The 26,173-nt window shown below is 42.5% G+C and carries 25 protein-coding genes; 10 read left to right on the top strand and 15 right to left on the bottom strand.

Going from position 1 to position 26,173, the window contains the following annotated elements; translation table 11 throughout:
- Positions 1 to 8: 8 nt before the first annotated feature.
- The 9 genes from JMX93_RS03655 to JMX93_RS03615 all read right to left on the bottom strand — a co-directional run bounded on the left by JMX93_RS03655 (position 9) and on the right by JMX93_RS03615 (position 8,186).
- A complete protein-coding gene (locus tag JMX93_RS03655) occupies positions 9 to 905 on the bottom strand; it encodes a type II secretion system protein N (protein WP_499203884.1) in 897 nt (298 codons plus the stop codon).
- Positions 906 to 1,733 (bottom strand): type II secretion system protein N, encoded by an 828-nt coding sequence (gene gspN / locus JMX93_RS03650; protein ID WP_499203883.1) that lies wholly within the window; start codon positions 1,731 to 1,733, stop codon positions 906 to 908.
- A 328-nt stretch (positions 1,734 to 2,061) separates the two neighbouring features.
- On the bottom strand, positions 2,062 to 2,385 hold the full coding sequence (locus tag JMX93_RS03645) for an H-NS histone family protein (RefSeq protein ID WP_193012356.1): 324 nt from the start codon (positions 2,383 to 2,385) through the stop codon (positions 2,062 to 2,064).
- 435 nt (positions 2,386 to 2,820) lie between these two features.
- Positions 2,821 to 3,258 carry a BLUF domain-containing protein gene (locus JMX93_RS03640; RefSeq protein WP_443558228.1) on the bottom strand — a complete coding sequence of 146 codons (438 nt, stop codon included), beginning with the start codon at positions 3,256 to 3,258 and terminating at the stop codon, positions 2,821 to 2,823.
- Positions 3,259 to 3,321: 63 nt separating this feature from the next.
- Complete coding sequence (locus tag JMX93_RS03635; RefSeq protein WP_499203882.1) at positions 3,322 to 3,840, bottom strand: BLUF domain-containing protein; 519 nt, start codon at positions 3,838 to 3,840, stop codon at positions 3,322 to 3,324.
- Between the two features lie 115 nt (positions 3,841 to 3,955).
- Positions 3,956 to 4,579 carry a hypothetical protein gene (locus JMX93_RS03630; protein ID WP_499203881.1) on the bottom strand — a complete coding sequence of 208 codons (624 nt, stop codon included), beginning with the start codon at positions 4,577 to 4,579 and terminating at the stop codon, positions 3,956 to 3,958.
- Between the two features lie 662 nt (positions 4,580 to 5,241).
- A complete protein-coding gene (ssb, locus tag JMX93_RS03625) occupies positions 5,242 to 5,865 on the bottom strand; it encodes a single-stranded DNA-binding protein (RefSeq protein WP_499203880.1) in 624 nt (207 codons plus the stop codon).
- Positions 5,866 to 6,128: 263 nt separating this feature from the next.
- Positions 6,129 to 6,692, bottom strand: a complete 564-nt coding sequence (locus JMX93_RS03620) for a DUF3833 domain-containing protein (protein WP_499203879.1) — start codon at positions 6,690 to 6,692, stop codon at positions 6,129 to 6,131.
- A 129-nt stretch (positions 6,693 to 6,821) separates the two neighbouring features.
- The gene (locus JMX93_RS03615) at positions 6,822 to 8,186 is read right to left on the bottom strand and encodes an MFS transporter (RefSeq protein WP_499203878.1); all 1,365 of its coding nucleotides are present in this window, start codon (positions 8,184 to 8,186) and stop codon (positions 6,822 to 6,824) included.
- Positions 8,187 to 8,854: 668 nt separating this feature from the next.
- On the opposite strand from JMX93_RS03615, the gene uvrA reads away from it, so the two are divergent.
- On the top strand, positions 8,855 to 11,761 hold the full coding sequence (uvrA, locus tag JMX93_RS03610; protein ID WP_499203877.1) for an excinuclease ABC subunit UvrA: 2,907 nt from the start codon (positions 8,855 to 8,857) through the stop codon (positions 11,759 to 11,761).
- Positions 11,762 to 11,884: 123 nt separating this feature from the next.
- On the top strand, positions 11,885 to 13,621 hold the full coding sequence (locus JMX93_RS03605; protein WP_499203876.1) for a P-loop NTPase fold protein: 1,737 nt from the start codon (positions 11,885 to 11,887) through the stop codon (positions 13,619 to 13,621).
- Between the two features lie 71 nt (positions 13,622 to 13,692).
- Here JMX93_RS03605 and JMX93_RS03600 read toward each other — a convergent pair whose 3' ends face one another.
- Positions 13,693 to 13,974, bottom strand: a complete 282-nt coding sequence (locus JMX93_RS03600; protein ID WP_499203875.1) for a DUF503 domain-containing protein — start codon at positions 13,972 to 13,974, stop codon at positions 13,693 to 13,695.
- A 130-nt stretch (positions 13,975 to 14,104) separates the two neighbouring features.
- Between JMX93_RS03600 and JMX93_RS03595 the strand changes: the two genes are divergently transcribed.
- From JMX93_RS03595 to gorA, 3 genes are all read left to right on the top strand, one after another.
- Positions 14,105 to 14,893: a threonine/serine exporter family protein gene (locus tag JMX93_RS03595; protein ID WP_198331872.1), complete on the top strand. Its 789-nt coding sequence runs from the start codon at positions 14,105 to 14,107 to the stop codon at positions 14,891 to 14,893.
- Entirely contained in the window at positions 14,894 to 15,346 is a 453-nt protein-coding gene (locus JMX93_RS03590) for a threonine/serine exporter family protein (protein WP_499203874.1), read from the top strand.
- A gap of 183 nt (positions 15,347 to 15,529) precedes the next feature.
- Positions 15,530 to 16,885, top strand: a complete 1,356-nt coding sequence (gene gorA, locus JMX93_RS03585; protein ID WP_443558200.1) for a glutathione-disulfide reductase — start codon at positions 15,530 to 15,532, stop codon at positions 16,883 to 16,885.
- A gap of 131 nt (positions 16,886 to 17,016) precedes the next feature.
- On the opposite strand, the gene JMX93_RS03580 is transcribed toward gorA, so the two are convergent.
- Complete coding sequence (locus tag JMX93_RS03580) at positions 17,017 to 17,385, bottom strand: hypothetical protein (RefSeq protein ID WP_193011779.1); 369 nt, start codon at positions 17,383 to 17,385, stop codon at positions 17,017 to 17,019.
- Positions 17,386 to 17,634: 249 nt separating this feature from the next.
- On the opposite strand from JMX93_RS03580, the gene JMX93_RS03575 reads away from it, so the two are divergent.
- Entirely contained in the window at positions 17,635 to 17,796 is a 162-nt protein-coding gene (locus JMX93_RS03575; RefSeq protein ID WP_227676031.1) for a hypothetical protein, read from the top strand.
- A 19-nt stretch (positions 17,797 to 17,815) separates the two neighbouring features.
- On the opposite strand, the gene JMX93_RS03570 is transcribed toward JMX93_RS03575, so the two are convergent.
- Together JMX93_RS03570 and JMX93_RS03565 are read right to left on the bottom strand one after the other, a co-directional pair.
- Positions 17,816 to 18,439: a GNAT family N-acetyltransferase gene (locus tag JMX93_RS03570; protein ID WP_499203873.1), complete on the bottom strand. Its 624-nt coding sequence runs from the start codon at positions 18,437 to 18,439 to the stop codon at positions 17,816 to 17,818.
- A gap of 90 nt (positions 18,440 to 18,529) precedes the next feature.
- Complete coding sequence (locus JMX93_RS03565; protein WP_499203872.1) at positions 18,530 to 20,167, bottom strand: FAD-dependent oxidoreductase; 1,638 nt, start codon at positions 20,165 to 20,167, stop codon at positions 18,530 to 18,532.
- 384 nt (positions 20,168 to 20,551) lie between these two features.
- Between JMX93_RS03565 and truD the strand changes: the two genes are divergently transcribed.
- Positions 20,552 to 21,721: a tRNA pseudouridine(13) synthase TruD gene (gene truD / locus JMX93_RS03560; protein WP_499204016.1), complete on the top strand. Its 1,170-nt coding sequence runs from the start codon at positions 20,552 to 20,554 to the stop codon at positions 21,719 to 21,721.
- 32 nt (positions 21,722 to 21,753) lie between these two features.
- Here the strand turns inward: truD and JMX93_RS03555 are convergent, their stop codons facing one another.
- On the bottom strand, positions 21,754 to 23,205 hold the full coding sequence (locus JMX93_RS03555) for a GGDEF domain-containing protein (protein ID WP_499203871.1): 1,452 nt from the start codon (positions 23,203 to 23,205) through the stop codon (positions 21,754 to 21,756).
- Positions 23,206 to 23,570: 365 nt separating this feature from the next.
- A complete protein-coding gene (locus JMX93_RS03550; protein ID WP_198331832.1) occupies positions 23,571 to 24,452 on the bottom strand; it encodes a PHP domain-containing protein in 882 nt (293 codons plus the stop codon).
- A 221-nt stretch (positions 24,453 to 24,673) separates the two neighbouring features.
- Here JMX93_RS03550 and ispZ point away from each other — a divergent pair, with 221 nt between their 5' ends.
- The 3 genes from ispZ to JMX93_RS03535 all read left to right on the top strand — a co-directional run bounded on the left by ispZ (position 24,674) and on the right by JMX93_RS03535 (position 26,130).
- Positions 24,674 to 25,225 carry a septation protein IspZ gene (gene ispZ / locus JMX93_RS03545; protein WP_193011785.1) on the top strand — a complete coding sequence of 184 codons (552 nt, stop codon included), beginning with the start codon at positions 24,674 to 24,676 and terminating at the stop codon, positions 25,223 to 25,225.
- 138 nt (positions 25,226 to 25,363) lie between these two features.
- Positions 25,364 to 25,693, top strand: a complete 330-nt coding sequence (locus JMX93_RS03540; protein ID WP_499203870.1) for a YciI family protein — start codon at positions 25,364 to 25,366, stop codon at positions 25,691 to 25,693.
- Positions 25,694 to 25,755: 62 nt separating this feature from the next.
- Positions 25,756 to 26,130 carry a hypothetical protein gene (locus JMX93_RS03535; RefSeq protein WP_499203869.1) on the top strand — a complete coding sequence of 125 codons (375 nt, stop codon included), beginning with the start codon at positions 25,756 to 25,758 and terminating at the stop codon, positions 26,128 to 26,130.
- The last annotated feature ends 43 nt before the right edge of the window (positions 26,131 to 26,173 follow it).

Genomic DNA, 26,173 nt, shown 5'->3' with positions numbered 1-26,173 from the left:
TATTGTGCTCAAAACTGCTGACGAATAGTAATGACTTGATCGCCGCGTTGCACCTCTATTTGCGCCTCACCTGATTGCTGTACCTGTTGCAGCACACCAGCATCTTGAGCAGGATTACTACCCACGCTTTGACCGTTGACCGTTAGCACTTTATCACCTGGCTCAAGTCCTAGGCGATTACGCAGCTTTGCTGGCATTGCAGGCGTCACTTGATAACTTTCCCCTGCTGCCATAACCCCCATTCTGCTCAAATAACTGGCGGGGTTTTCTTGCAATGCTGTCACTGCCTCATCGATAGCGGATTGCGGGCTACTGTCAATGCCTGTCGCAGTGGACTCCTCCTCAGTATTTTGTGTAGGCTGAGGGGCGGTAGGCAACATGCTATTGTCTGGCAAGCGCTGATTACTCACGGCACCTGCGATCATGTCGCTTTGATCTAATGGCATCGCTGCTGGCATACTAATGACGGTTTGCTTGTCACTGGCATCAGCGATGATGACTGAGTTCCAATCGACAGCCACAAGAGTATACCCACTGGCTTTTAGCGCATCACCGATGCGATAGTTTGTTACCTCACCATTGACATCCAATAGTGCTGAAGACATGCTCTCTGGCATTGCTAACAGAACCCCTTTTAGATTGACATTGGGCGGTGGCTGCACTGCTGCTGCAATAGGATCAGGATCTGCAAAAATAGCAAATAAACCACTGTAGTCCTTGCTAGATGCCGATGTGTTTTGCAAAGGCGCTAGTGGCAATGTTGGTGCCAATGGGGCTGCGAGCAATAACCATAATAGTCGAGCCGCTGTCCAGCATAGCCAAACAACAGCCAACAATAACACCCAACCTGAGAATCGATTGAGGGTGTTGAGCACAGGTTTTAACGTGGTAGAAACATTCATCATCTAGCGTGTCCCCAGCCCACTTAGCAGCGGCTGACGCACACTGACGACTGGTGTATCTTGGGGTGCTTGTCCTTTATATTCAGGCATACTTTCTAATAAACGCTGCGTCAAACTGACATCCAACATATTATCGCCATCGATATATAAGTCGCCCAAGCGCTTATCTTGGTTGTTTAATAAATTGATATGGAGTAGGTTTTTATTGTTTTTTTGCTCAGCACTTAGCTCAGCACGCATGGCAGGCATGGTCAGATAAAAAACCTTGCCGCCGCTAGGATAGCCTATTTCACCGCCGACCCATGTCAGCTGACCATCTGCTTGACTGAAACCAGATGGATTTTTTGTTGAATCATTGTCCGCTTTGGCACTTGAGCCAGACTGGCGGGTGAGCGAGACGTTATTGACCTGAATCGGTGTATTGGGCAATTGCCAATCAACCACACTTGCCAAAGTTTCAGGTGCTATCTTGCCGCTCATATTATCCACTTGCCACGAGCTGGTGCCTATTTTTACTTGTCCATTGAGGCGAGTTTGGGCTGAAGTGATATCGACCTCTGCACTTATCTTACCCAATAACAAATGCCATGGCTGCCACGACCATTCTGCCGTACCTGTGAGCGGTGTCGCTGCTAAAGGTATTTGCCAAATGACTGAGCCTTGCCATAAATTACCCGACACATGCTGTATATAAGGCGTTTCCGGAGCATACTTTTCAAGCAGCCACGCCGCTGGCATTTGCAACACAGCAAATAATGCAAATAATACAAACCCAACCAGCCACCACAGCTTACGAGGGCGCTTATAAGACGACGTGGATACTTGGGGCACGGTTGCATAACTCTTATATAAGACAAAAACGTCATTATCATAACAAACAATGGCATACAGATGACAGAAAAAAAGCCAGTATCTTTTTACCAAAATAATGGCAATAAAGATACTGGCTTTTATCGGCTTATAAGACTGAAAGGCTATTACGATCAAACGGTATAATTACAAAAAACTATGCGTAATAAGCCCGATAATCAGAGTAGATTTTGCTTTGTGCTTAGTTCAAACACTGCTTAGTTAAAATGCTGCTTAATTAAAAGAATATTTAATTAAAATTGCACCTTGCTGAATCTAAACCGACATCATCTTGTTGACCACTAAACGATTAGATAGCAAAATCTTCGATACTACGACCTGCTGCTAGTGCTTCAACCAACCACGTTGGCTTACGACCACGGCCAGTCCACGTTTCTTCGTTGTTGTCAGTATTGCGATACTTAATGCTGCGTTTTTTCTCTAGTGTTTCACCAGCTTTCAAAATCTCTTCGATAGAGGCACTGCTGTCTTCTGCAATTTTTTCAAACTGCATATAAGCATCATACAAACGCTGATGTTGTTTTTTGGCAATAAGCTGCTGGGCATTTTCAGTGATGGCGCGTAGCTCATCAACGTTTAGGTTTTCTAAATCAATGGCGGTATTTTTGCTCATAGTAAATCCAACTGTAAGATAAAAAATATAACCTTAATAGATCTTATTCACTATTAAGAACTAAGAATGACTTATTCATCATTAAATACAACGATGAATGTCAAAAATCGATATTTTTTCAACCAAATAAAATATTGTTAGCCACAATACCTGAAGGCGTAGACAATATAAACAAAAAATCTTGCTATCACAACAGTAGATTATTATATCTTATATAACAAAAGTCAGCGAATAGTAAAATCAGGTAAATGAAAAACGGCAATTTATTAATACTTATTCATAAACAGATATTAATTTTAAGATAAAACCAGTCTCTATAAATAATGTTATAAAAACTACTGAATATATAATTAAATAAACATAAATCCACTAAAAATTAAAAATAGCAATCAATTTTTTCATATTTACCTACCCATTAATAAAAAACATCCTTAATTAATCATGCTGATCACTAAGCTCGCTCATTAAATCGCGGGCTGATTCGGCGCTCAATAAATACGGATTAAAATCAATCGTTGTAGAATACTTTAAATAAATCGCCGCGTTTTTTTCAGTCGGGGAAGCATAATTCATGGACCATTTAGACCATGTGCGATGCTTTAATTCACGTGTCTCAATAACCTGTAAGTCATAATGACGTGGATCAGCAATTAAACTATATAGCAGACGATTGATCTGTGCTCTTGGCCCTTCGATAGTTTGCAAAAAATAATCTTTATTAAATGTCAGCATACCAGTGATGCCATTGGCGGCGTTGTTTAATTGTGCTTGATGCAAAATTTCGTTGAAGTCTTTGGCCGATACATCTGGGTTGGCACGGCTAGCGTATGTCATGCTCATCAAAATGTGCGCATCTTCCATTGCTGATGTCATATCTTATCTCTTATAAAAAATCATGGATGTGATGGTTTTTTAGCGTTTATAAATATCAGTCAATTAGCCAATAGAAAACCATGGTTTCTTTTTCGTAGCGGCGCGCACTGCTTCTTGCTCTTGAAGATCTGATAATGTCTCAATCAACATCATGATTTGATTGGTATTCATCAAATAAGGATTAAACTGAGTACCTGTCGAAAATTTGAGCGCAAGCCCTTTATTTTCATCACTCGGAATCAAATAATTCATTGACCATTTACTCCAGTGACGCTGCTCAACTTCACGGCATTCAATGATTTGCAAGCCTTGATGCCGATCGTCTTTAACCAGTTTTCTGAGCAACTCATTGATGACTGGCCTCGCCCCTTCGATACTTTGTAAAAAGTAATTGTGATTAAATACCAAAGCACCCGTAATACCGTTACGCTCATTGTTTTGCTGAGCTTGTGTCAGGATGCGAGTGACTTCACCTTTAGGATTGTCGGTGTTATAACGGCTAATATAAGTTAAGCGTAGAATGATATGCTCACCGTGGTGTATTTTTAGACGATTTAATTCTGCAAGCTCAGCTAATTCCACAAAGTACTCCAATTAATTTGCTAAATTTCTCACCTATAACAGGCTAGCGATTGTCTTTCATAACCCGTTATTTGTGGCATAAGTCATTTTTTTCGTACAATAAGTCGTGTATATATTAACGTTGAATTTTCTTGATAAATTCACTCATACCGTGCGATAAATTGCTGCCACTGGTGCTCTGTATTTCCTTTACCAAACTCAATAATTGCGAGCTATTCCCGCATTGCTCTAGGCTCAACAAATAACCCCAGGCTTCTACTGGTGGTGCATTTTTTTCAATATAGTTGGCCAACTCCGATTTTATCGTTTCGTAGCTAGCACTAGATAGCTTAGTCTTGAAAATACTACTGAGTGATTTCTTGCCTAGTGCTGCCATTTTGTTGGGACTTTTATTATTAAAGGTACGATCAAACTCTGTCTCAATACTTTGTTCAAACGATGGTGACGATGATTGAGGCTGAGAAGCTGTTGGTGCTTGCGGCGCAGTGGATGTTTGGGAAGCAGCACCCGCTATTTCTATACACTCAAGCCCTAACAGCAACTCAAACAATGGTGCTATGCCGCCAAAATCCGCAAACATTTTGCTGTGGTCAAGCGTATCGAGATAGCTTTGATACGTGCGCTTGCCATCGATCATAATGAGCAATGTTCTCGCTTCACGCGGCAATATACCGAGACTCTGAGATTTAATCTCTTCTCTGCCTAAGTCAGTTTTTTGAAACACATCACCATTATTCATTGTTTGTACTCAGCACTAGCAGTAAGGTGGGCACTCTTATAGTCAATTCATTATAAAAGCGTGATAGCTTTAACCTTTTACATTGCATCAACCCTATCGTAAGCGGTCGACCAGATGAATTTTTATTAATTAATAAAAATCACTTTAAATAAAAGCCCCACATTTAATATTGTGTGAATCGTTGATTCGATTGGATTATATCAACCCGTCTAATAGACCGTTAGTATTAATTAAATCCAATAGAACAGACGGTCGATATAGGATATGAAAGGTAGTTTTCGTAAATTTCAATATAAAATTTGATAAAATAATGAGAATAGAAAAACCTATAAACTCTATGAAGCAAGCTAATATTTCTTTGCTTTGTATTCTTACTAAATAGTTTACTAACCAATAATTAATTTTTTATTTTTCAAATAATCGCAATGGCATAACCATAAAAACAAACAAACGTTTTACTTAAAAGCACAGCATAGAGATAAGCAAAATCTATCTTCCTTAACTCTCATATGACTTTTATGCACACTATAGAAGCTTTATTTTTTTAGATCATTTATCACCAGGCATAAAAAAACCCTGCAATTGCAGGGTTCTATAGATTATTCTTAACAGATAACTATGAGCTACGGGATTATAAATACAACATCTTGTTATTGTATAAATTAAAAAGGAATGTCATCATCGACAGGACCGTCTGGCATTGCTGTCGGCTTTGATTGCGCAGGCTTTTGAGCAGGTTGATTAAACTGATTCTGCTGAGCAGGTGCACCTTGATTAGTAAAGCTGCTCTGACCACCTTGAGCAGCTGGCTGGTTATAACCGCCTTGCTGTGCTGACTGATTGTTTGCTTGCTGACCAAAGTTGTTTTGATTGCTTTGACCACCTTGATTGCCATAGCCACCACCTTGACCTTGATTCTGACCGCCAAAGCTATTATCACCTTGACCACCAGTCGCACCATCTAGCATTTGCATTTGCTCAGCACGAATCTCGGTAATATAACGGTCTTGACCATTGGGATCTTGATATTTACGGGTACGCAAGCTGCCTTCGATATAGACTTTGCTGCCTTTACGCAAATACTGCGCGGCAATTTCACCCAAACGATTAAATAGGGAGATGCGATGCCATTCAGTCGCTTCTCTTTTTTCGCCACTTTGCTTGTCAGTCCACTGCTCTGACGTTGCAACCGAGATATTGGTCACGCTACCGCCGTTATTAAATTGACGTGCCTCAGGGTCTGCTCCAAGGTTACCGATGATGATAACTTTATTAACTCCGCGCATGATACCGTCCTTTTACTTATGAATAATTTTATGAATCGCTTTAATGACTGTGCAAGTAAGCGCATTCATTAATGATTTTACTTTAATCAATTTTTATTTAAATATCTACAGACTATCTATTAGAGACGACAATCTATGTCGCCTAGATATATATTATAATTTTGGGGTTTAAAAACCATGATAGTGCTATTTTGCCATTTTATTAAGCGGATTAATACTATTACAAGTTACTGACTTATAAATTAACTCTGTCTCTTATAAGTTTATTTAGAATCATTGCTCTCATTATTGCGGTGCATGCTTAAGGTGACACTGCCCAGCTCTACGCCAAATTTTTTCATCACTGAACGATTGAGCATGACATTTTCATTGATAAGATACATCCAATCATCAAATTTTACTTTGTAGGTTTTATCGTCCACGGGTAACTCTAGCAAGTAATTCCAATGCAATGTGTTGCCAACCACTTCCCCTGTTGCCTCACCAATGACGTCACCAGCCGTGCCTGTCCAGCTACCATCAGCTTGCTTGGTTAATCGCCATATGCGCTGCGATTTTGACCCATCTGCCCACGAAAATTTTTCGTTTAAAACGATAACATCATCGCCTTCGTGAGTCGCATCGATATCGACATAAAAGCGTTTTTTGACCTCACCATTACGCCCTTGAAACATGCCCCAACCTTCGATTTGACCTGAGAAAAACTCATGCATATCAAGCGTCGGTGTGGTGTTCTGATAGGCTTGAATATTTTGCGTGGCACAGCCAGAGATCAGTAGCGTGGCTGACAGTCCAAAACCTATCGCTAGCTTATTAAACTTACTCATATTAATTCCTTTTAAATTGAGATGAATACTTAGCGGTCACTTATTAATAATGGCTGTCTATACGGTTATTGTCTACTCAGTTCTGCCTATTTATTTTTAAAAATCTGAAAATATTACTTATATAGCGTACTAAATGTCTAACGGACTTTGCGCCAAATGCGATAGTGTTTGTCGTGAATCATCCGTCAATTGTGTCTTATCAAGTTTCAAATAAGCGACTTGCTCTTTTGCCATCACGACCAGTTCATCAACGCCATCTACTGCCAGCATCTGCCTTGACCAATCTTGAATATTAATGTTTTTGGGAATCGTCACTGTCGTGCTTGATAGATAAGGCGGCTGAGCAATTGGAATAATAATCAGTAACGCAGCGCCCATGATAATCGCCAAGATACCCCATGCTAGCAGATTAGGCTGATTCAATAGTAGACCACCCATCGCACCGCCAACGAACGCGCCAAAGAACTGACTGGAGGAGTTAAGCCCCATCGCGGTCGCTTTATTGGCAACTGGTGCACGCTTAGATATCCACGAGGGAATTGTCGCCTCAAGTAAATTAAAACCCATAAAGTACAGCAGCAAGCCAAATATGATACCAACGCCGACCTGACTACCCAGCGCAAGTATTGCTAAGGCAGCAGTCATCAAGGCAATCGCGCCCAAAAATACTTGGCGCATTTTACGTTTCTTTTCAGCGATGATGATAAATGGTATCGCGATTGCAAAGCCGATAAACAGTAGCGGCAGATAAACCAATCCCTGCTGACGTACCGACAAGCCCAACACTTCACTGAGCTGGTGTGGCAATATCACAAATATCGCAGTCATCGTCAGATGCAGCGCAAAGATGCCGATATGTAAACGATTCAGATCGCCAATCTTGAGGACAGTCGCCAACTGCTGACCGATGGTTTTATTATCTAAGTTGTGTTTGAGCACGCGCATAGGCGTTGGTACAACAACCAACAGCAGCATCGCCAAAATAGCGAATCCTGATGTCAACCAAAATAGCCCAGAGATACCGAGCGAGCCGACTAATAATGGACCAAAAGCAAAGGCAAGCATGATAGAGGTCGCAATGGTCAAGCCCATCGTCGCCATCGCTTTGGTACGCATCTCCTCACGAGTCACATCAGCCAGTAATGCCATCAATACAGCAGAGACCGCGCCACTACCCGCCAGCGCTCGACCAATGATCACTTCATAGATATCCGTCGCATTTGCCGCAATCATGCCGCCGATGGCAAACAGTATCAATCCCAAAAAGATAATTGGCTTACGAGGGAACTTGTCAGCGGCAAGGCTCATCGGTATTTGGAAGATTGCCTGTCCTAAGCCATAAACGCCAACAGCCAGACCAATCAAAAACGGCGTCGCGTGTGCATAATTGTCACCATAAACAGAAAACACTGGCACAATCATAAACAAGCCAATCATACGCAAGGCAAAGATGCCACCCACTCCGAGGATTGCCCGTTTCTCTACGCTATTCATACTTGCCTCACTGGTTGATCATTGCTGTTTTTCACTGCTGGCTCTCATGCTGCACCATGATTTATCACTACTGGTTTATCAAGGCGCTGGCCTATAAATCAAGCCCCCTAGTATAAGACATTCGCCGTTTGGTTGCCGAGACTTTTGTCTTACGCGTACAGTATCGAACGCACCCTTAGCTCAAGCCATTCATATTACGTGATTATTTTGTTACCAACTGCGTCAGATGCGCAATCACACCTTGAATAATGCGGTCGCCATAACAATAAAGTAAGGCGTTGTAAACATTATTACTCATTAGCTCGAACGACAGTTTAAACGACAAACTCCTCTACAAAATGACATTTTTGGTCAAAACCATAACAAACGATGCCTGTTACTTAACACTGATTTGATTTAGATTTGCTTAGTCGAACAGAAATCAATCGCATCAAAGACTGCAAAATAAGAAAACAGTAAATGAACATTTATAGCCCTTACTCTATGAATGTGTGAACACTTTATAAAAGCACTATTTATAACTATTTTTTATAGCCGAGCTCTTTATAACAACATTATAAATTTAGAAATCATTCGCGTTTTTAACCAATAATTTTACTGATCTGTATTTACCTTTTCATTTGAGATATTTCCCAATACTCTTTTAGCAAATAGGAAACCCATAAACGATGGCACATGACCATATCGCAATACGCGGCGCACGTACTCATAATTTAAAAAACATCGATTTAGACATTCCACGAGATAAATTTGTGGTAATCACTGGCCTATCTGGCTCTGGTAAATCTTCATTAGCATTCGATACGCTTTATGCTGAAGGGCAACGTCGGTATGTCGAGAGCTTATCAGCATACGCTCGTCAGTTCCTCTCGCAAATGGAAAAACCGGAAGTTGATAGCATCGAAGGTCTATCCCCTGCGATTGCTATCGAGCAAAAATCGACCAACCATAACCCGCGCTCAACCGTCGGTACGATTACCGAGATTTATGACTACCTGCGTCTGCTCTATGCGCGTATCGGTACGCCGTACTGCCCTGAGCATGGCGAGCCAATGGTCGCGCAGTCGGTCACCGAAATGGTCGATCAAGTCATGGCATTGCCAGAAGATACCAAACTCATGATCTTGGCACCGGTGATTCGTGAGCGCAAAGGTGAGCATACTGTTCTACTGGAACAACTGATTGGACAAGGTTTTGTCCGTGTGCGTGTCGATGGCGACGTCTATGACACTGATGAGCTACCGACTCTGGATAAAAAGAAAAAACATACCATCGAAGTGGTGGTCGATCGCTTTAAAGTTCGTGACGACTTGGGCAACCGCGTCGCTGAGAGCTTAGAGACTGCGCTACGCTTGGGTCAAGGGCTGGTGACGCTACACTTTATGGATGGCAATCCAAAAGAAGGTGGCGACGAAAACCAAGTCATGTCAGCCAAGCATTCATGCCCTGTCTGTGATCGTGCGGTGCCTGAACTTGAGCCACGTATGTTTAGTTTTAACAATCCATATGGCGCATGCCCTAGCTGTGATGGTCTTGGCAAACGCCAATACTTTGCCGCTGAAAAACTCATTACCCATCATGAAAAATCGCTCAATCAAGGCGCAATCAATGGTTGGGATAAACGTCATGCGTACTATTTTGGCTTGCTTAGCACGGTCTGCAATCATTTCAAAATTGATATGGATGCCCCATGGCAGGATCTGTCTAAAGAGCAGCAAAACCTTATCATGAATGGCTCTGGTAAAGAAAAGCTGACCTTTAACTTTACCGATGAACGCGGTCGTAAGACGAATAAGACCGTACCATTTGAAGGCGTGCTTCCTTACTTAGAGCGTCGTTATGCTAAGACGCAAAGTAATCTCGTCCGTGATGAGCTGGCCAAGTATCTGGCTGATACCACTTGTAATGTCTGTGATGGTGCGCGTTTGAACGAAATCTCACGCAACGTGCGTGTCGATGACCAGACCATCGCCGACATCGTTAAGCTCTCTATTGGTGATGCGGCTGACTATTATAAAACGCTAAAAATTGGCGGTCACAAAGGTGAAGTCGCAGAAAAAATCTTTAAAGAGATTAATGAGCGTCTAAACTTCCTCGTCAGCGTTGGACTGGATTATCTCACTCTTGCCCGCTCTGCCGAGACACTATCGGGCGGTGAAGCACAGCGTATTCGTCTGGCTAGCCAAATCGGTGCAGGTCTGATGGGTGTCATGTATGTACTTGATGAGCCATCAATCGGTCTGCATCAGCGTGACAATGATCGTCTACTAAAAACCCTCACGCGCTTGCGTGATTTGGGCAATACCGTACTGGTCGTTGAGCATGATGAAGATGCCATTCGCCAAGCAGATCATGTAATCGATATCGGTATCGGCGCGGGTGTACATGGCGGTCATGTGATCGCTCAGGGTACGGTCGATGACATCATGGCAAACAAAGAATCGCTGACTGGACAATATATGTCTGGCAAAAAGCGCATCGAGATTCCAGCCGTTCGTCACAAAGCCAAAACCATGGACGTCGAAGTCAAAGGTAAGGCCAAACCCCAAAAAGTACCGATGACCATCGAGCTAAAAGGCGCATCAGGCAATAACTTGCACGATGTGGATTTGACCATCCCTGTTGGCGTCATGACTTGTGTGACTGGCGTATCTGGTTCGGGCAAATCAACTTTGATTAACCGTACCCTTATGCCATTGGCAGCGACACAGTTAAATAACGCCTCAACCCTGATTGCCGATAAGTTTGAAAGCATTAGTGGTCTTGAGCATTTGGACAAAATGGTCGATATCGATCAAAGCCCCATCGGTCGTACACCGCGCTCAAACCCAGCGACGTATACTGGCGTATTTACCCCTGTACGTGAGATGTTTGCTCAAACGCAAGAAGCGCGCGCTCGTGGTTATAAGCCAGGTCGCTTTAGCTTCAATGTCAAAGGCGGACGCTGTGAGATGTGTCAAGGTGATGGTCTTATCAAAGTTGAAATGCATTTCTTGCCGGATATGTACGTGCCATGCGATACCTGTGAAGGCAAACGCTATAACCGCGAAACCCTAGAGATTCACTATAAAGGCAAAAGCATCGCCGAAGTACTCGATATGACCGTTGAAGATGCGGTTGAGTTCTTCTCAGCGATTCCAGCGATTTATCGTCGTCTGCAAGCGTTGATGGATGTCGGTCTTGGCTATATTCGTTTGGGTCAGTCTGCACCAACGCTCTCTGGCGGTGAAGCGCAGCGTGTCAAACTGGCACGTGAGCTTGCCAAACGCGATACGGGACAGACGCTTTATATCTTGGATGAGCCAACCACTGGCTTGCATTTCCATGATATCTATAAGCTGCTCCATATCCTGCATACCCTACGCGATAAGGGCAATACCATCGTGGTCATCGAGCATAACTTAGATGTCATCAAAACCGCGGATTGGGTAATCGATCTTGGCCCTGAAGGTGGTAAAGGTGGCGGACTCATCATCGCTGAAGGCACGCCTGAGGAAGTGGCAGAAGTAAAAGGCTCATATACGGGTGAATTCTTAAAGCCCATGCTTGAGCAAGGGTTAAAAGACGTAAGCTAAGACAAGTTGGTTAGTTATTGATAAAAGGCTACTCTTTATAGGGTGGCCTTTTTTTGTTGGGTAGAGGTTTGATTTTGGTGTTAATATCATTATCAATTTAAGAACATGTGTAGGTAACCGGCGATGGCAAATGTAGAAAATCTTGAGAAACGACTTTTAGATTTACTTGATAAAAAAAGCTCATTTGTTATTGCACTGACTGGCGAATGGGGTATTGGTAAAACGCAATTTTGGAATAGTTTTAAGAAAAAATATCATGACCAATTTAAACTAAGAAAATATGCTTATGTATCTCTGTTCGGCATTGACTCTTTAGAGTCTTTAAAATATGAAATAGCAGTTAAAACTCATAAAGTTGATCAGTCAGAAGACAGAATGCAAGGAGCTAAATCACTATTTAATAAAGCCTTAGATACTGTGGATCTATCTAGCATACAAGGAAAAGGCCTAAGTCTAAATATAGGTAAGAGCCTCATAACTAGTGCTCTTTCTAGCTTAGTATCTAATACTGTTATCTGCATTGATGATGTTGAAAGAATTTCAGATAGTCTATCACTTAAAGATGTTATGGGTTTAGTCAACGATCTAAAACTAGAGAAAAACTGCCAAGTTATTATAATTCTACATGAAGCTAAAGCGAGTGAGCAATTTCAAGAATACAAGGAAAAGGTACTTGATGAAGTTCTTATTCTTGATGATAACCTAGACATACTAGAAACTTTTATTACAGATGAGCTTGCGTTAGATGTCATGCAATTATTCTATCGTACAATAAGGGTCAAAAACTTAAGGTTTTATAATAAGGTATTCAATAATTATCAACAAATCATCGAAAACATAGACTCCCTTAGCAAAACCAGTAAAGAATATATACTGAAAAACCTTCTAATTATCCGATGGATAGATGAATTTCAACCAGAAATACCGCTAGATGACGATAAGAGTTCTTTCAAAGCTACCTTAGACTTATTTCATGATAGTAATAGAAATTTCATCATAATGTCGGATGATGATTTTTTAAATCAGAGTGATAAGCTCAAGGCTTTTAGGCGTTACCTAGATGCGTTTTATCCTTTATTTTTGTTTGATAATTGGACTACGCATATCATAAGTATGCTTACTAGCCATGATATCTCAGAAGAGTCTATAGGAAATTTACTGAAAAGAGACGTCTTATCAGAGACAAAACTTCAAGATGAATTAGCTCATGAACAAGTTATAGGTGAATTTCATAGCCTTGAACTTCAGCCTGATTTCTGTGAACGCCTATATTATTCGGCCTGTACTAAAATTCAAAAATCTGAGATGAATAATATTAGCTTTTATTGCGACATACTTGAAAACTGTAATAGGGCAGATTTAGCGCAACAGTTAGAGAGTCACACTAAGCAGTTTATCAAAAATGAAATAAAATCATCACAATCAAAACCTTCTATTGATAACTGGTATCGGTTCGACAGGCAGCCCCAAGACCGCTTCTATGATTTTATCAAAAATGAAATTAAAAATTATAGGATATCAAATATCAAATCTAGTCTTATTTCTACCATATTCTTAAAATTTCATGACAATAATCGTAATGGGTGGAATTCTAGTGATAAAGATATCATATCAATGATAGATAAGGACATTTTAAAAGAACTAGTTTGGGCAGATCTTGATGATAAAAAATATCGAAAGCATTTTATTCACTCAATCCTTTTGCATCCAGTACTAAATGAGATTGAAGGAAAAAGAGAAGAAGTAAGACAGTGGATAATAGAGCTTTTGAATGAAAAAACAAGTGTAAGTCCAGAGAGTGAAGCGCCTATCAAAATGTGGTTAAGTAGTACTGATAATTTAACAAAAAACCTGTTCTAGTCATAGCTATTATAGCTTTTGACTAAAATAGTTGCCTAGAAAAAAAAGGTCTCTACAGGTATAAAGCCAACCTAAACAAACTCCCGCTCAACATTCATTACCCGCGCATCTACTGTACGTTCTATCTTTTCCTCGATTTGACTACATTGCGACTCGATCTCACGTTTAGACAGTCCTACAATCACAAACGTCCACTCGCTAGCATCATGGCGCGCGCGGCCGCCACTCTCACAGACCGCGACGCTTGGTGTATTACCAAAGCGTGCGTGCAAGCCGCCCATACGTTGGCGCTTTTCTTTTAATGAGCCGCATCCGGGCAATGAAAACGTCAATGTCAAAATCGCGATATGCATTTTATTCTCCTTGCCAAAAATTTTATATTTTATAGTAGCATCAAATATAATATCCGATAATGTCTGCGCTTCAGCATGCATACCCTTTATAATAGCGTATCAATCGCCAACCAACCTGCGTATCTCACCCATGACCTCTATCAGCTACGTCAAGCAGCAGCGTATAACTCGACTATGCGTACGCTGCGGCTTACTCCTTATGCAGTATGGCGCTGAGTCTGCCGTGGTGGTGGACTTATCCAAACGCTTGGGGCTTGCCTTGGGAATGAACAGCGTCGAATGTTCGCTGAACTTCAATGCCATTACCCTGACCACCATTTGTGATGAACGCTGTATCACCACCACCCGAGACACGATCAATCAGAGTATTAATGTCAATTTATTGGTACAAATCCAGCAAATCGTCAATAAGACGGAAGCAACTGTTGATCGCAATGAGTTGATTGACCGCACGACGCTTGCGTTTGATGAGTTGGATAAAACGGTATATCCGACATGGCTAGTCAGTATATTTGTCGGCGCTTCTTGTGCGGCGTTTGCTTACCTGAATGGCGGCAGCTGGTCGATTACGGCGGTGACATTTATCGCAGGTATGGTAGCGATGTTTACCCGTATTTATCTATCCAAACACCACTTTAACCCTTTTATCACCGTCATTGTGACGGCTTTTATTGCCTCACTCATTGGCGCGACGACGTATTATTTTGATATTGGCAATAATGCCGATATTGCGGTGGCCTCTAGCGTGTTGCTACTGATTCCCAGCTTTCCGCTGATTAATTCTTTATCCGATATCTTAAAAGGCTATGTCAATATTGGCGTTGGTCGTGCAGTCTTTACCTATATGCTCACTTTGTCCGCGTGTGTTGGCATCGTGATGGCGCTGGTGTTACTACGCATACAGCACTGGGGGTTTTAGATGTGGTTTATTGAGACCGTTTTGCTGTCTTGCATCATTACCCTTGGTTGGACGCTGATGTTTAGCGTACCCAAACGCTATATCTTGCCATGTCTGCTAATGACGGCGTTGGGATTTGGGCTAAAAACTGCACTGGTGTATCAGCATGTCCATCTTGTGATCGCCAGCTTTTTTGGCGCGATGCTCGCCAGTTTTTTTGGCGTGTATTTTTCTAAGAAATATACCCTGCCACCCAAAGCCTTAATCTCACCAAGTGTCATTTGTATGATGCCCGGTATCGCCGCTTATAAGGCGATGGTGAGTATGGTACAGATTGGTTACTTTGGCTATTCGGACGAATTATTTAGCCAAATGATGGTGTATTTGTTTGAAGCGTTGTTTGTGACCTCAGGATTGGTACTGGGTTTATCCATTCCGGGGCTGTTATTTTATAGACGTCGTCCCATTGTTTAGGTGGGTTTGGGTCAGTTAGACAGGCTGAAATATCTAAATGCGAGTCTATGCCTAGTTGAATACTGGTTGTACCCAAGTCATTCAACATACCCTAACCATAAAAAACTTGTAGGATGGATGGTAAGACCCATTATAGTAGAGTCCAAAATAGTACCAATAATAACTTAATAAAGAGACCTCATTATGACCAAACATTATGATTATATCGCCATTGGCGGCGGCAGCGGTGGCATTGCTTCAATCAACCGTGCAGCTAGTTATGGCAAAAAATGCGCCATTATCGAAGCCAACAAACTGGGCGGCACTTGTGTGAATTTGGGCTGCGTTCCCAAAAAAGTGATGTGGTATGGCGCGCAAATTGCCGAAGCCATTCATAAATATGCGCCAGACTATGGGTTCGATGTAGATGTTAAAGGTTTTGACTTCCAAAAACTGGTGCAAAGCCGTCAACAATATATCGAAAATATTCATCGTTCTTACGACAATAACTTGGCAAAAAATGGCGTAGAAGTAATCAAAGGCTTTGCTAAGTTTGTCGATACCAATACCGTAGAAGTGAATGGCGAACTTATTACTGCCGACCATATTTTGATTGCCACAGGCGGTCATCCGATTCAGCCAGATATTAAAGGCGCAGAATACGGTATCGATTCTGACGGCTTTTTCGCCTTGAACCATTTGCCAAAACGCGTGGCAATTGTGGGAGCTGGATATATCGCTGTCGAAATCGCAGGTGTGTTGAACAGTTTGGGCGCTGAAGTACATTTATACGTACGCCAGCACTCACCGCTACGCTCATTTGACCACAGTGTAGTAGAAGCATTGCTCATAGAGATGGAGCAAGACGGTATTCAATTGCATACCAATACTACGCTCACGGAAGTCAATAAAAACGAAGATGGTAGCCTGACTTTGTGTACCGAAAATGGTAGCCTAGACACGACAGATTGCTTGATTTGGGCGATTGGTCGTGCGCCATCGACAGACAATATCAACCTGCAAGTGACAGGGGTAGAAACGACCGAAACGGGCAAAATCAAAGTCGATAAGTTCCAAAATACCAATGTTAAGAACATCTATGCGGTCGGCGATATTATCGAAAATAGTGTTGATTTGACACCAGTGGCGATTGCAGCAGGTCGACGGCTTTCAGAGCGCTTGTTTAACAATAAGCCTAACGAGCATTTAGACTATACATTAATACCGACGGTTATCTTTACCCACCCAGCTATTGGTACGATTGGCTTGTCTGAAATCGATGCAGTTGAGCGCTATGGCAAAGACAATATCAAATGCTATAACTCAACATTTACCTCTATGTATAGCGCGGTGACCCAGCATCGTCAGAAATGTATGATGAAACTGGTGTGCTTGGGCGATGATGAAAAAGTCATTGGTCTACACGGCCTTGGCTTTGGCGTCGATGAGATGATTCAAGGCTTTGCGGTCGCTATCAAAATGGGCGCGACTAAAGCCGACTTTGACAATACGGTTGCCATTCATCCAACTGGTTCAGAAGAGTTTGTGACAATGCGTTAGTCAAATGCGTTAGTCATTAGCTGCTGGACAGACTGGGCGAGATCACCCACAATTTTAGCAATTAAAAAAAAGGATGCTTATTAGGCGTCCTTTTTATTTTAAGTTATTAAAGCAGCCTGTATATCGAAGTGTTAATTACCCAACACCCATTCATCATTCACTTGATAGACCTTAAAATTGGTCTTATTAGTGCGGCTCTCCCCCGCGATCGTCTGGGTGATATCAGCGGTACACATATAAGTATTGTCACCCTCGACAGTGTCACAGTTGATATTCTCGACGCGTTCAAGCTTTGGCATCATACCTTCCATCATGCCGCTCATGGCTTTTGCCATCTCATCATTGCCTGCGTTCGCCATCGCATCGTTCATCATGCTATTGGCTTGCTCGTATTGTGCTTCGATTAGGCCTTCAACTGTGCTTTCAGAAGGTGCATTAGAGCATGCGGCAAATAGCGGTGTCAGTAATGCGATGACTGCCAGTTTCTTTAGATTAGTCATGTCAATCTCAATGTATCTGTAATATTACTTCACTATACAGAACTACCTCGAAATGCCCAACTTAATTTTAGAATATAAGTTCAGATTTATGATGAATAGCTCTTATAATGCAAGTGAGATGAAAGAATTAAAGTGCGGCTCATACTGACAGCACATTCACGATACTGCTATGATGCGCTTAACAATGACCGCTGAGAGATGACTGTGTGGCAGGTGTACTTTTTTATATTACCAATTGGTCTGGGAATTATGACCTTGGCAGCAAGCTTGTTATTTTTGTTTGCGTATCTGATGTCTGATGACAATGCCACGCGCTTGCCTGCTTTTAACTGGTTCAAGCGCTTAATTATCGTGGCATTTATACTGCTCAGTGTTGGGCTATTTATGACCTTTGGTCATTTTTGGGGTTGATTCAAGCAGATCGACTGTATTAAATAACCATTTTTTCTAGTTCTAATAGTTCTAAATCTTCACGCTTTGGCTCGCCATTATTACCATCGTTTGGAAACGGCATTTTATTGCCATTCAATTGATAACCACGGCGCTGATAGTAAGCCAACAACTCAGGACGATGGCTTAAAATAGACATAGTCAAATGCGCTGTTTTTTTATCAGCTGCTTGCCCATCTGACTGTAGATGACGAGTAGCGAAGGTTTCTGCGGCTTGTAAAATCACATTGCCAACACCCTTCCCTTGCAACACAGGATGCACCGCAAACATACCGATATAGGCTTTGTGGTTTGAGTCAGTATCGGTTTTGATATCGACAGCGATACAACCGAGTATCTCACCCGTTTCCTCTCCATCACGGTCGCCCGTTGTCGTTTTTGGATAAACGAAGTAATAGTGATTAGGGTCATTGATTACGGCAGCGAGCTCGGCTGGCGTGGTTCGAATACCACCAATTAAATCCGCCTCATTGGTCCAGCCTGATGTCTCGCGATAACAGCGATTTAACAATTGCTCAAGTGCATTAATATCATCGGCTTGCGCTTGTCGTAAAAATACCGACTCTCTATCCAAGTGGTCTTTATCTATATGGTTTTTATTCATATTATAGTTTTTCCTTTCCTTGTTTATATTAAAAAAACTGACCCAAATCGATAGGTCAGCCTTAATAGTAATATGTATCCATCTTGAGTACTAGGGCGATAACGCCTGTGCTTGGTCGATAATATTAAATCCTGCATTGAGCTGTGCACGCGTTGGTGCATGACCACGGCGGAGTAGTTCAGAAAAGGCAACCAATTCTTTATCACGCCCTAAAGTGCTAGCCGCACTAGCACGTGTGTCTTCCCCATCATCATCAAAGTAGTATTCGATATAATCTAACGTATCTGGTGAACCAAACAAGATATTATTATCGGGTGTCTTCGCATGTCCACTATAGCGTAGGCTCTTACCATATTGCATCGTCCAAAAGAAAGGGATACGTGCGTCGAGCGAGTTGATACTATCATCATTTAATATCGCAGCCGCAGTCACTAAGCCATGTTGCAAGGCCACGCGCCAATGTTCAATGCGCATGCGCCCCATTTGTCCAGAAGCTTTCGCAATATCGCCCAATGCATGAACACCCTCACGCAGCTGCAAATGCTCATCCACTTGCACACCATCTGGCGCGTTTACTCCCTCGAACAATTCTGTACGTGGTGCTACGCCAGTCCCTAAAATGACGATGTCTGCATCGACTTGCTCACCATTTGCTAATTTAATAGCACCAACTTGTGAGAAATTGCTACCGCTATTCTCATTCGCTTTTTCGACCTCAACGATTTCGGTCACGCTGGCATCAAAAACAAACTGAATCCCATTTTCTTCATGCAGCTTGATCAGCGCATTACTGACGGTTTCAGAGACGATATTTCCCATCACGCGATGGTTTTGTCCGATGACCGTAATAGAAGCCGTCGTGCCTGCTTGTGCCAATGCGGAAGCGACCTCCATACCGATAAAGCCAGTACCGACAATCACCACACGCTGATCGTGACTGGCCGCTTTGATCAATTTGGCATCATTCATACTACGTAAGGTATAAACGCCATCAAGCTCAGCCCCTTTAAAGGGAGGAATCTTTGGCTCAGCGCCTGTTGCGACCACTAAGAAATCAGCGGTTTGTCTGTCACTATGACCAGTTTTATCTTTAATGACAATCGTACGTTCATTGGGCAATACTTCGCTGACGGTTTGATTCAAGCGCAAATGAATATCGTGTTTGCTCGCCCAATCTGCACCGCCCAGTAGAAGCTTTTCTTCAGGCATATTGCCCGCTAAAAATGCTTTGGACAATAATGGACGGTTATAAGGAGCCTTGTCATCAGCACTAATCAAGGTAATTTTGCCACCATAGCCATTGTTACGCAGCTGATGCGCCGTCATAAAACCTGCTGCGCCACCACCCACGATGAGCGTATGCGTATCGATAAGCTTATCATTTGCAATCTGTTTATCTATCTTGGCTGAGGTATTCACCGTCAAGCTGTCGCCATTATCGATCACTTCGTATTGAGTCAAGCCTACTGTCGCTACTGGCTCTAATAGCGTCCCATCGCGGCTATCAAAAGTCGCATGATGCCAAGGACAGACCACGCGATTGCCACAACGTAAGCCTGTGCCTAAATCTGCGCCTGCGTGCGGGCATTTACCATCAAACGCCTGAAACTCATCGTCGTCACGGGTAATTAAAAGGATACTATCATCATCTTGCTTGTACGATTTCATGCCGCCACTGGCAATATCGGCCTTATTAATAGTCACTGTGTGAATCGTTGCATTGGTCATAAGTCTTCCTTAACAGTTATAATGGTTTCCTGAATCAAACGTGTTGAAAATAAGCATATCGCATCAGCCAGTTTCAACGAAAAATGTTGTTCTCGATGTGTTTATTTAAATGCTTTTTTAAAACGCTACGCATTGATAGTAGCAAGACACTTTCACACACGCTGTTTTTTTGTATGTTTCCTGCGTTGCAAAACGTAATCTTTAACTGTTAATCCCTATGCTTACCCATTCTTTTTAACTCTTATCCTCAACATAAAAGACGACCTTATGACTTCTCGTGATGACATGACCGATATGAACGCCAGCCCTCAATCTGCTCTTGAAAGCACTCAACCTGATAACGAGTTACCTGCTAATGGGTCGTTTAATAATGAGCAGTTTGATATGGCAAGTATCGATATTACCGCAGCGACGGATACTGCGCAGTTACCGCAGCCTATTCAACCGCCTGTACAGCAAGCAACCTATAAAGCCCACGCAACAGACTTTATCGTTAACGAGCTATTGCCGCTCGAATTCACAGGCGAAGGTGAGCATTTATGGCTGCATATCCAAAAATCAGGGATGAATACCGCTTATCTTGCCAAACTGCTGTCAGAGTGGGCAGAGATTCCTCTGCGCGATGTCGGTTATTCAGGTCTGAAAGATCGCCATGCATTGACAACGCAGTGGTTTAGTTTAAGAATACCAAAAAAGCAATTACCAACATCTGAATTTGCACCAGTCGATATCGGAGCTGATGAATCGGTCACTATCCTCGACCAGCAATGGCATAATAAAAAGCTCAATCGCGGCACGCATCGCGCCAATCAATTTATCATCACCTTGCGTGATATCCGCTTTGCTGATTTTGATACAACATTGCCAGTGCCTGAGCAACTATTATCGGCAAAGCAAGATGTCGAGCGGCATTTAGAAAATATCGCTACAACTGGCGTACCCAATTATTTTGGTCCTCAGCGCTTTGGACGAAATGGCAATAATGTCAGAGAAGCATTATCACTGTTTGCGCGCCCACCGCAACAAAGTCGACCACAACCCAAAAAGAGCAAACGCAAGCACGCACCACGTGAGCAAAACACGATGGAATTGTCTGCCGCACGTAGCTTGATTTTTAATGAGATTTTGGCCACACGAGTGCGTGATGGTAGCTGGAATACTGGGCTGGCAGGTGAAGTGTTTAACTTAGAGGGTTCAGGATCAATATTTACTAGCGAAGCCATAGACGACACGTTACGTACACGCCTTGAGACGGGTGATATTCATCCCACTGCTGCGTTATGGGGCAAGGATAATGATAAAGTCAGCGGCGTGGCGGCAAATATTGAAAAAAACGTGATTCAGCAAAATCCGCTACTAGCTCGCTTAGCAAATGGCTTAGAGCAGCGTGATATAAAAGCACAGCGACGCGCGCTGCGCCTACCTATTGAAGCGCTGTCTTGGGAATGGCAGGATAAAGATGAGGCGCAAACATTGGTACTCAGCTTTACTTTAACGACAGGTAGTTTTGCGACGAGTGTCTTGGCAAGCGTAACAAAACAATTAATATACTAAAGCGTATTCGATCCTTGAACTATGGCAGCTAGTTATGTGCCGTAGAGCGCCGCAATATTATTATTTTCTGCCAACATCTCGTTGGCACTCACCACTTGATCACGTCCACAGTCTTTGGCTTCGTATAAAGCCTTGTCCGCCATACAAATTAAGCGCTGGCAAATATCGTGAGGTAGCTGCGCTGTAGGCGTTTGGCGACTCCCGTGTTTACTGCTGTATGATCTAATTCTTTGCGGTTTAGCAAGCGACTGCGCTGCTTCTTTTTTGTTCAGAGTTTCGCAGGCTTGTTTTATGCAAGTACGCTCGTCATGGGTCAGTGTATATAGTCCCAAGCTGGCGGTCACACTAAAGATAATACTATCATCGACCGTGATGATATGTTTAGCAATAACGCGCCGTAATTGTTCAGCAATTATCATAGCTGTGTCGTGATTCGTATCTGGCAATACAATCAAAAACTCTTCACCGCCATAGCGACTCACGATTGTTTCATCAGTTAAAGACTGCAGGAGCGTCTGCGCAACCTCTACCAAAACTCGGTCCCCTACCTCATGACCGTAGCTATCATTGACATCCTTAAACCAATCCAAATCCAATAAAATAATACTGATGTCTTGATGATCTTCTACTGACTTCAGCACCTGCTGCATTTGCGTCAGACCATAACGGCGGCTTTTTAGCTGGGTTAACTCATCTTGATTGGCATGCTGCAAAATTTCTTTTTTACTGTCATCTAGTATTAGTAACAAGATACGAAACATATAGATGATAAAAATAGCTTTTGGTAGCGCCATATAAATATGTGTCGAACGCCAAAAAAAAGCGGAAGATCGACGCAATTGATTAACACTGTCCCAATGTAGCGTGCCATTTTTAAAAATAGAGGCAGAGATGGCGTTTTCGATCATCGTCATTTCACTATAGTTGATATAACTATAAGTATCGAGAGGAACAACTGTAAGGGTCATTTGACGCAGATTGGGCAAAGTGACGCCAAAATAAGGAATAAATGTGACTGCTAAAATAATGGCTACGTGCCCTAAAAACGCTCGCCATACATAGCGCCGACGTATAAGCATCATCCCTAGCATTGCACCGCCGACTAAGGAAACGCCTGCTACCAAACTACTATGCCCTAACACTAAAATAACAATTGCGATATAGACACTATAGACAGTGATTAGTATGCCTTGCCATTTATACAAATTACGATTGTTTTTTTTGATAGGTGAAAAGTGAGTTGTCATCCATAATAAAAATAAAGCCACCAGTGTCACGCCAAACCATAGTGGATAAAGCAGCCCTATATCGACATAGGTATCATAAACATCGCGGCGCCACCAAACGAACAAACACCACAGCCAGTGTAAAGACACTTCCATCACCATAAATGAAGCTAATAATGAGGTTCTATCAGCAGCTTGCCACTCAAAAATTGCTTGAGAAAGCTTGTTGTAGCCTAGATGGGATATCGATACAGCCATAATAGGGCTACCGCAATAGTGAAGGTTATTAAGTCGAAATGAAAACAATTAAGTAAAAATCAAAAGCCTAAATCAACAATAATAATAAATGGTATAAGCTTTTACCTTATTACCATTTCCAAAAACTGGAGTAGATAAGAAAGCGAGTATCAATACTACACTTTGTAAACTAGGTGAGATTTAACACCGACAACTCTATTTATAAAAATGAATACCACACATCTAGTGTGGCGATTTTTGTCGCAGTTATCAACCTATTTAATGGCTTTGTACGTCAACATATGACGCCTTGTTTTTGACTAGCCTATCAATTGATACTTCAGGTTAGGCGACTTTTAACACCTTAGCCAGCAATTGACGTTAGACTAAGACAATATCGCAAAAGACTGCCAAACCCCTTGCTGCTCAGGGTTCAATGCCGGTACATCGCCCAAACGACGCCACGGCATATTACTACCATGAAAGTCACTGCCGATCGAGGTGACAAGATTGTGCTCAGCGATACTGCGATCAACCATTCTACGCGTGCTGATTGGTTCACTGGTCGCTGGCAGCTCACAGGCATCACCACCAAGATTAGCAAACTCCTCAATCAGCTTACGCACACGGGTGGCTGAAAGCTGATAGCGCGTAGGGTGCGCCAACACTGCCTTGCCACCACAAGCCTGAATCAGCTCAATCCCATGCTGCATCGTGAGCGCTTCGATTGCTACATAAGCGGGCTTATTATCTGCCAAATACTTATCAAAGGCTTTTTGTACCGTCTTGACTTCACCGCGCTCAAACAATACTTGACCAATATGGGCACGCCCGACTGCTTGCGGATTGCCGCCAGCTTTATCAAGTACGGCTTGCCACAGCTCATCATAGTTAATATCTAATAGCTCGCTGAGCTTTTCAGTGATTCGTTGACCACGAGTGGCGCGGCTATCCTGCAATTGCTGCAGCGTTGCATGCATTTTTTCGCGATCGGTGAAATCTAGCCCCAGCACATGGATGATTTTATTGGTTGATTTATTTTTGCCATAACCACCACTGAGCGTGTGCTCACAGCTTATCTCAACCCCATTAATCAGCTGCATATCGCAGGCAATGGCAGCCGCACGCGCCTCATCAATCCCTGCCAGCGTATCGTGATCGGTCAATGCCAATACATTGACGCCAGCCGCATGGGCACGCTGTACTACTTCCGTTGGTGCATAAGTACCATCGGAGCAAGTACTGTGACAATGTAAATCGATTTTCATAAGAGAAGCCTTAGCATTAAAAATTCAAAGTGTAGAAAATAAAAAATGAGCGCATTGGTAATGAGCCGTTATATTTGGTAGTCGTCACGATTATGAGTCATAATAATCAGGTATTGCTACCCAGGCCCGTGATATAGCATGATTATCGTGTTGATTGCTTTTTTTTGGTGCAGTAGACGTGTAAACTACCCCATACGTTTTTGTCGGACATCCCCTTTGCTATGAAAGCTTTATTAGACTTTATTCCCTTAATTGCCTTTTTTATTGCTGCTCGCTACAGTGGTATCCTAGCGGGGGCTGGTGCGTTGCTCATCGCCACCATCATCGTTTATGCCATTCATTTTATTCGCCAAAAAGGCACGTTTGATAAACAGCAATGGGTTGTCTTACTATTAACCATTTTGTTTTGTGGTGGTACTTTATTGTTGCGTGATGATATCTATCTGCGTTGGAAGTCACCTATTATCAACGGTATCTTTGCACTAACACTTTTGGTGAGTGCTGCGATTAATAAGCCACTGATGCAGCTAGCGATGAAAGATGTTTTTTTGCTTACGATGAGTGGCTGGAAAAAACTCACTCTCGCTTGGGCACTGTTTTTTGCCTTTATGGGCATACTTCATTATATCACAGCGTTTACGATGTCAGATGAGGCATGGATTAACTTTAAAACTTATGGCTGGATTCCGATTATGTTGGTATTCGTCATCGCCCAGTTTGCCGTATTAAAAAAGCACCTCAACCCTGCGCTAACAGATAAAACCAGCAAATAATACTCAGTTCATCATTTTATAATATAGCCAATGCTATTTCTAAATGCCAATAGTGACAATCATTAATCGCAATTAGCTAGGGCGCATTGAGCAACAAACTTTAAATTAATCATAATTTTTATTAACCGAGGAAGTCTCATGTCCTTATTTGCCATTATTGGTCATGACGTGGCTAATAGCAGCGCACAACGTCATATTACCCGCGCTGAACATGTCGAACGCTTGCAAGCTTTAGATCATGACAATCGACTGATCATCGCTGGCCCAACACCCATCGAGCATGGCAAAGGCGAGATGTCAGGCAGCTTGATTATTGCTGACTTTGACTCTGCAGAAGCAGCGCAAGCATGGGCAAACGATGAGCCTTACTTACGTGATGGCGTGTACAGTCACGTAGATATTAGACCCTTTATCCATACATTGCCGAAAGCTGATGACAACGCATCAGTTAAAGTAGCAAAATCGTGAATCAGTGCCTATCTTTGTTAAAGAGTCGCTCTTATCAGCGTAGCATTGTTAGCGTGATTTTTATGGCGGCTGTTTCAGTACAGGCTGCGCTAACAGTGACGACTATCGATGTGGCTGATCCAGCCATCACGACACCCGTGCCAGCGCAACCCATACCGAACGCTCAACCAACAAAAAGCTCAGTGATGAATATCAGCGATACATTAGCGGCGCAATTACAACCATCTGAGAAGGCATTATCTGATGCCAATCAGCAACTTTTAAGCCGTAATGCACAGTTGCAACGCGAGTTGAATGACTTGCAAACTCAAGTGAATGTTTTGGTCTACGAGAGCAAAGGTCAGATTTTTTTATACGGTGCATTCACGGTCTTGATCAGTTTATTGGTCGGTATTTTTGTTTCTTGGCTGGTGTTTGTCCGCCGTGAACGCTGGTAGCTAGTACCACGCACTTTTTATTGATTTATCTTATGTGACTGTC

It is taken from the genome of Psychrobacter muriicola 2pS (assembly GCF_904846535.1).
Taxonomy (GTDB): domain Bacteria; phylum Pseudomonadota; class Gammaproteobacteria; order Pseudomonadales; family Moraxellaceae; genus Psychrobacter; species Psychrobacter aquimaris.
Note: the sequence above shows the minus strand (reverse complement) of the source record. Positions and strands in the feature narration are given on the sequence as shown.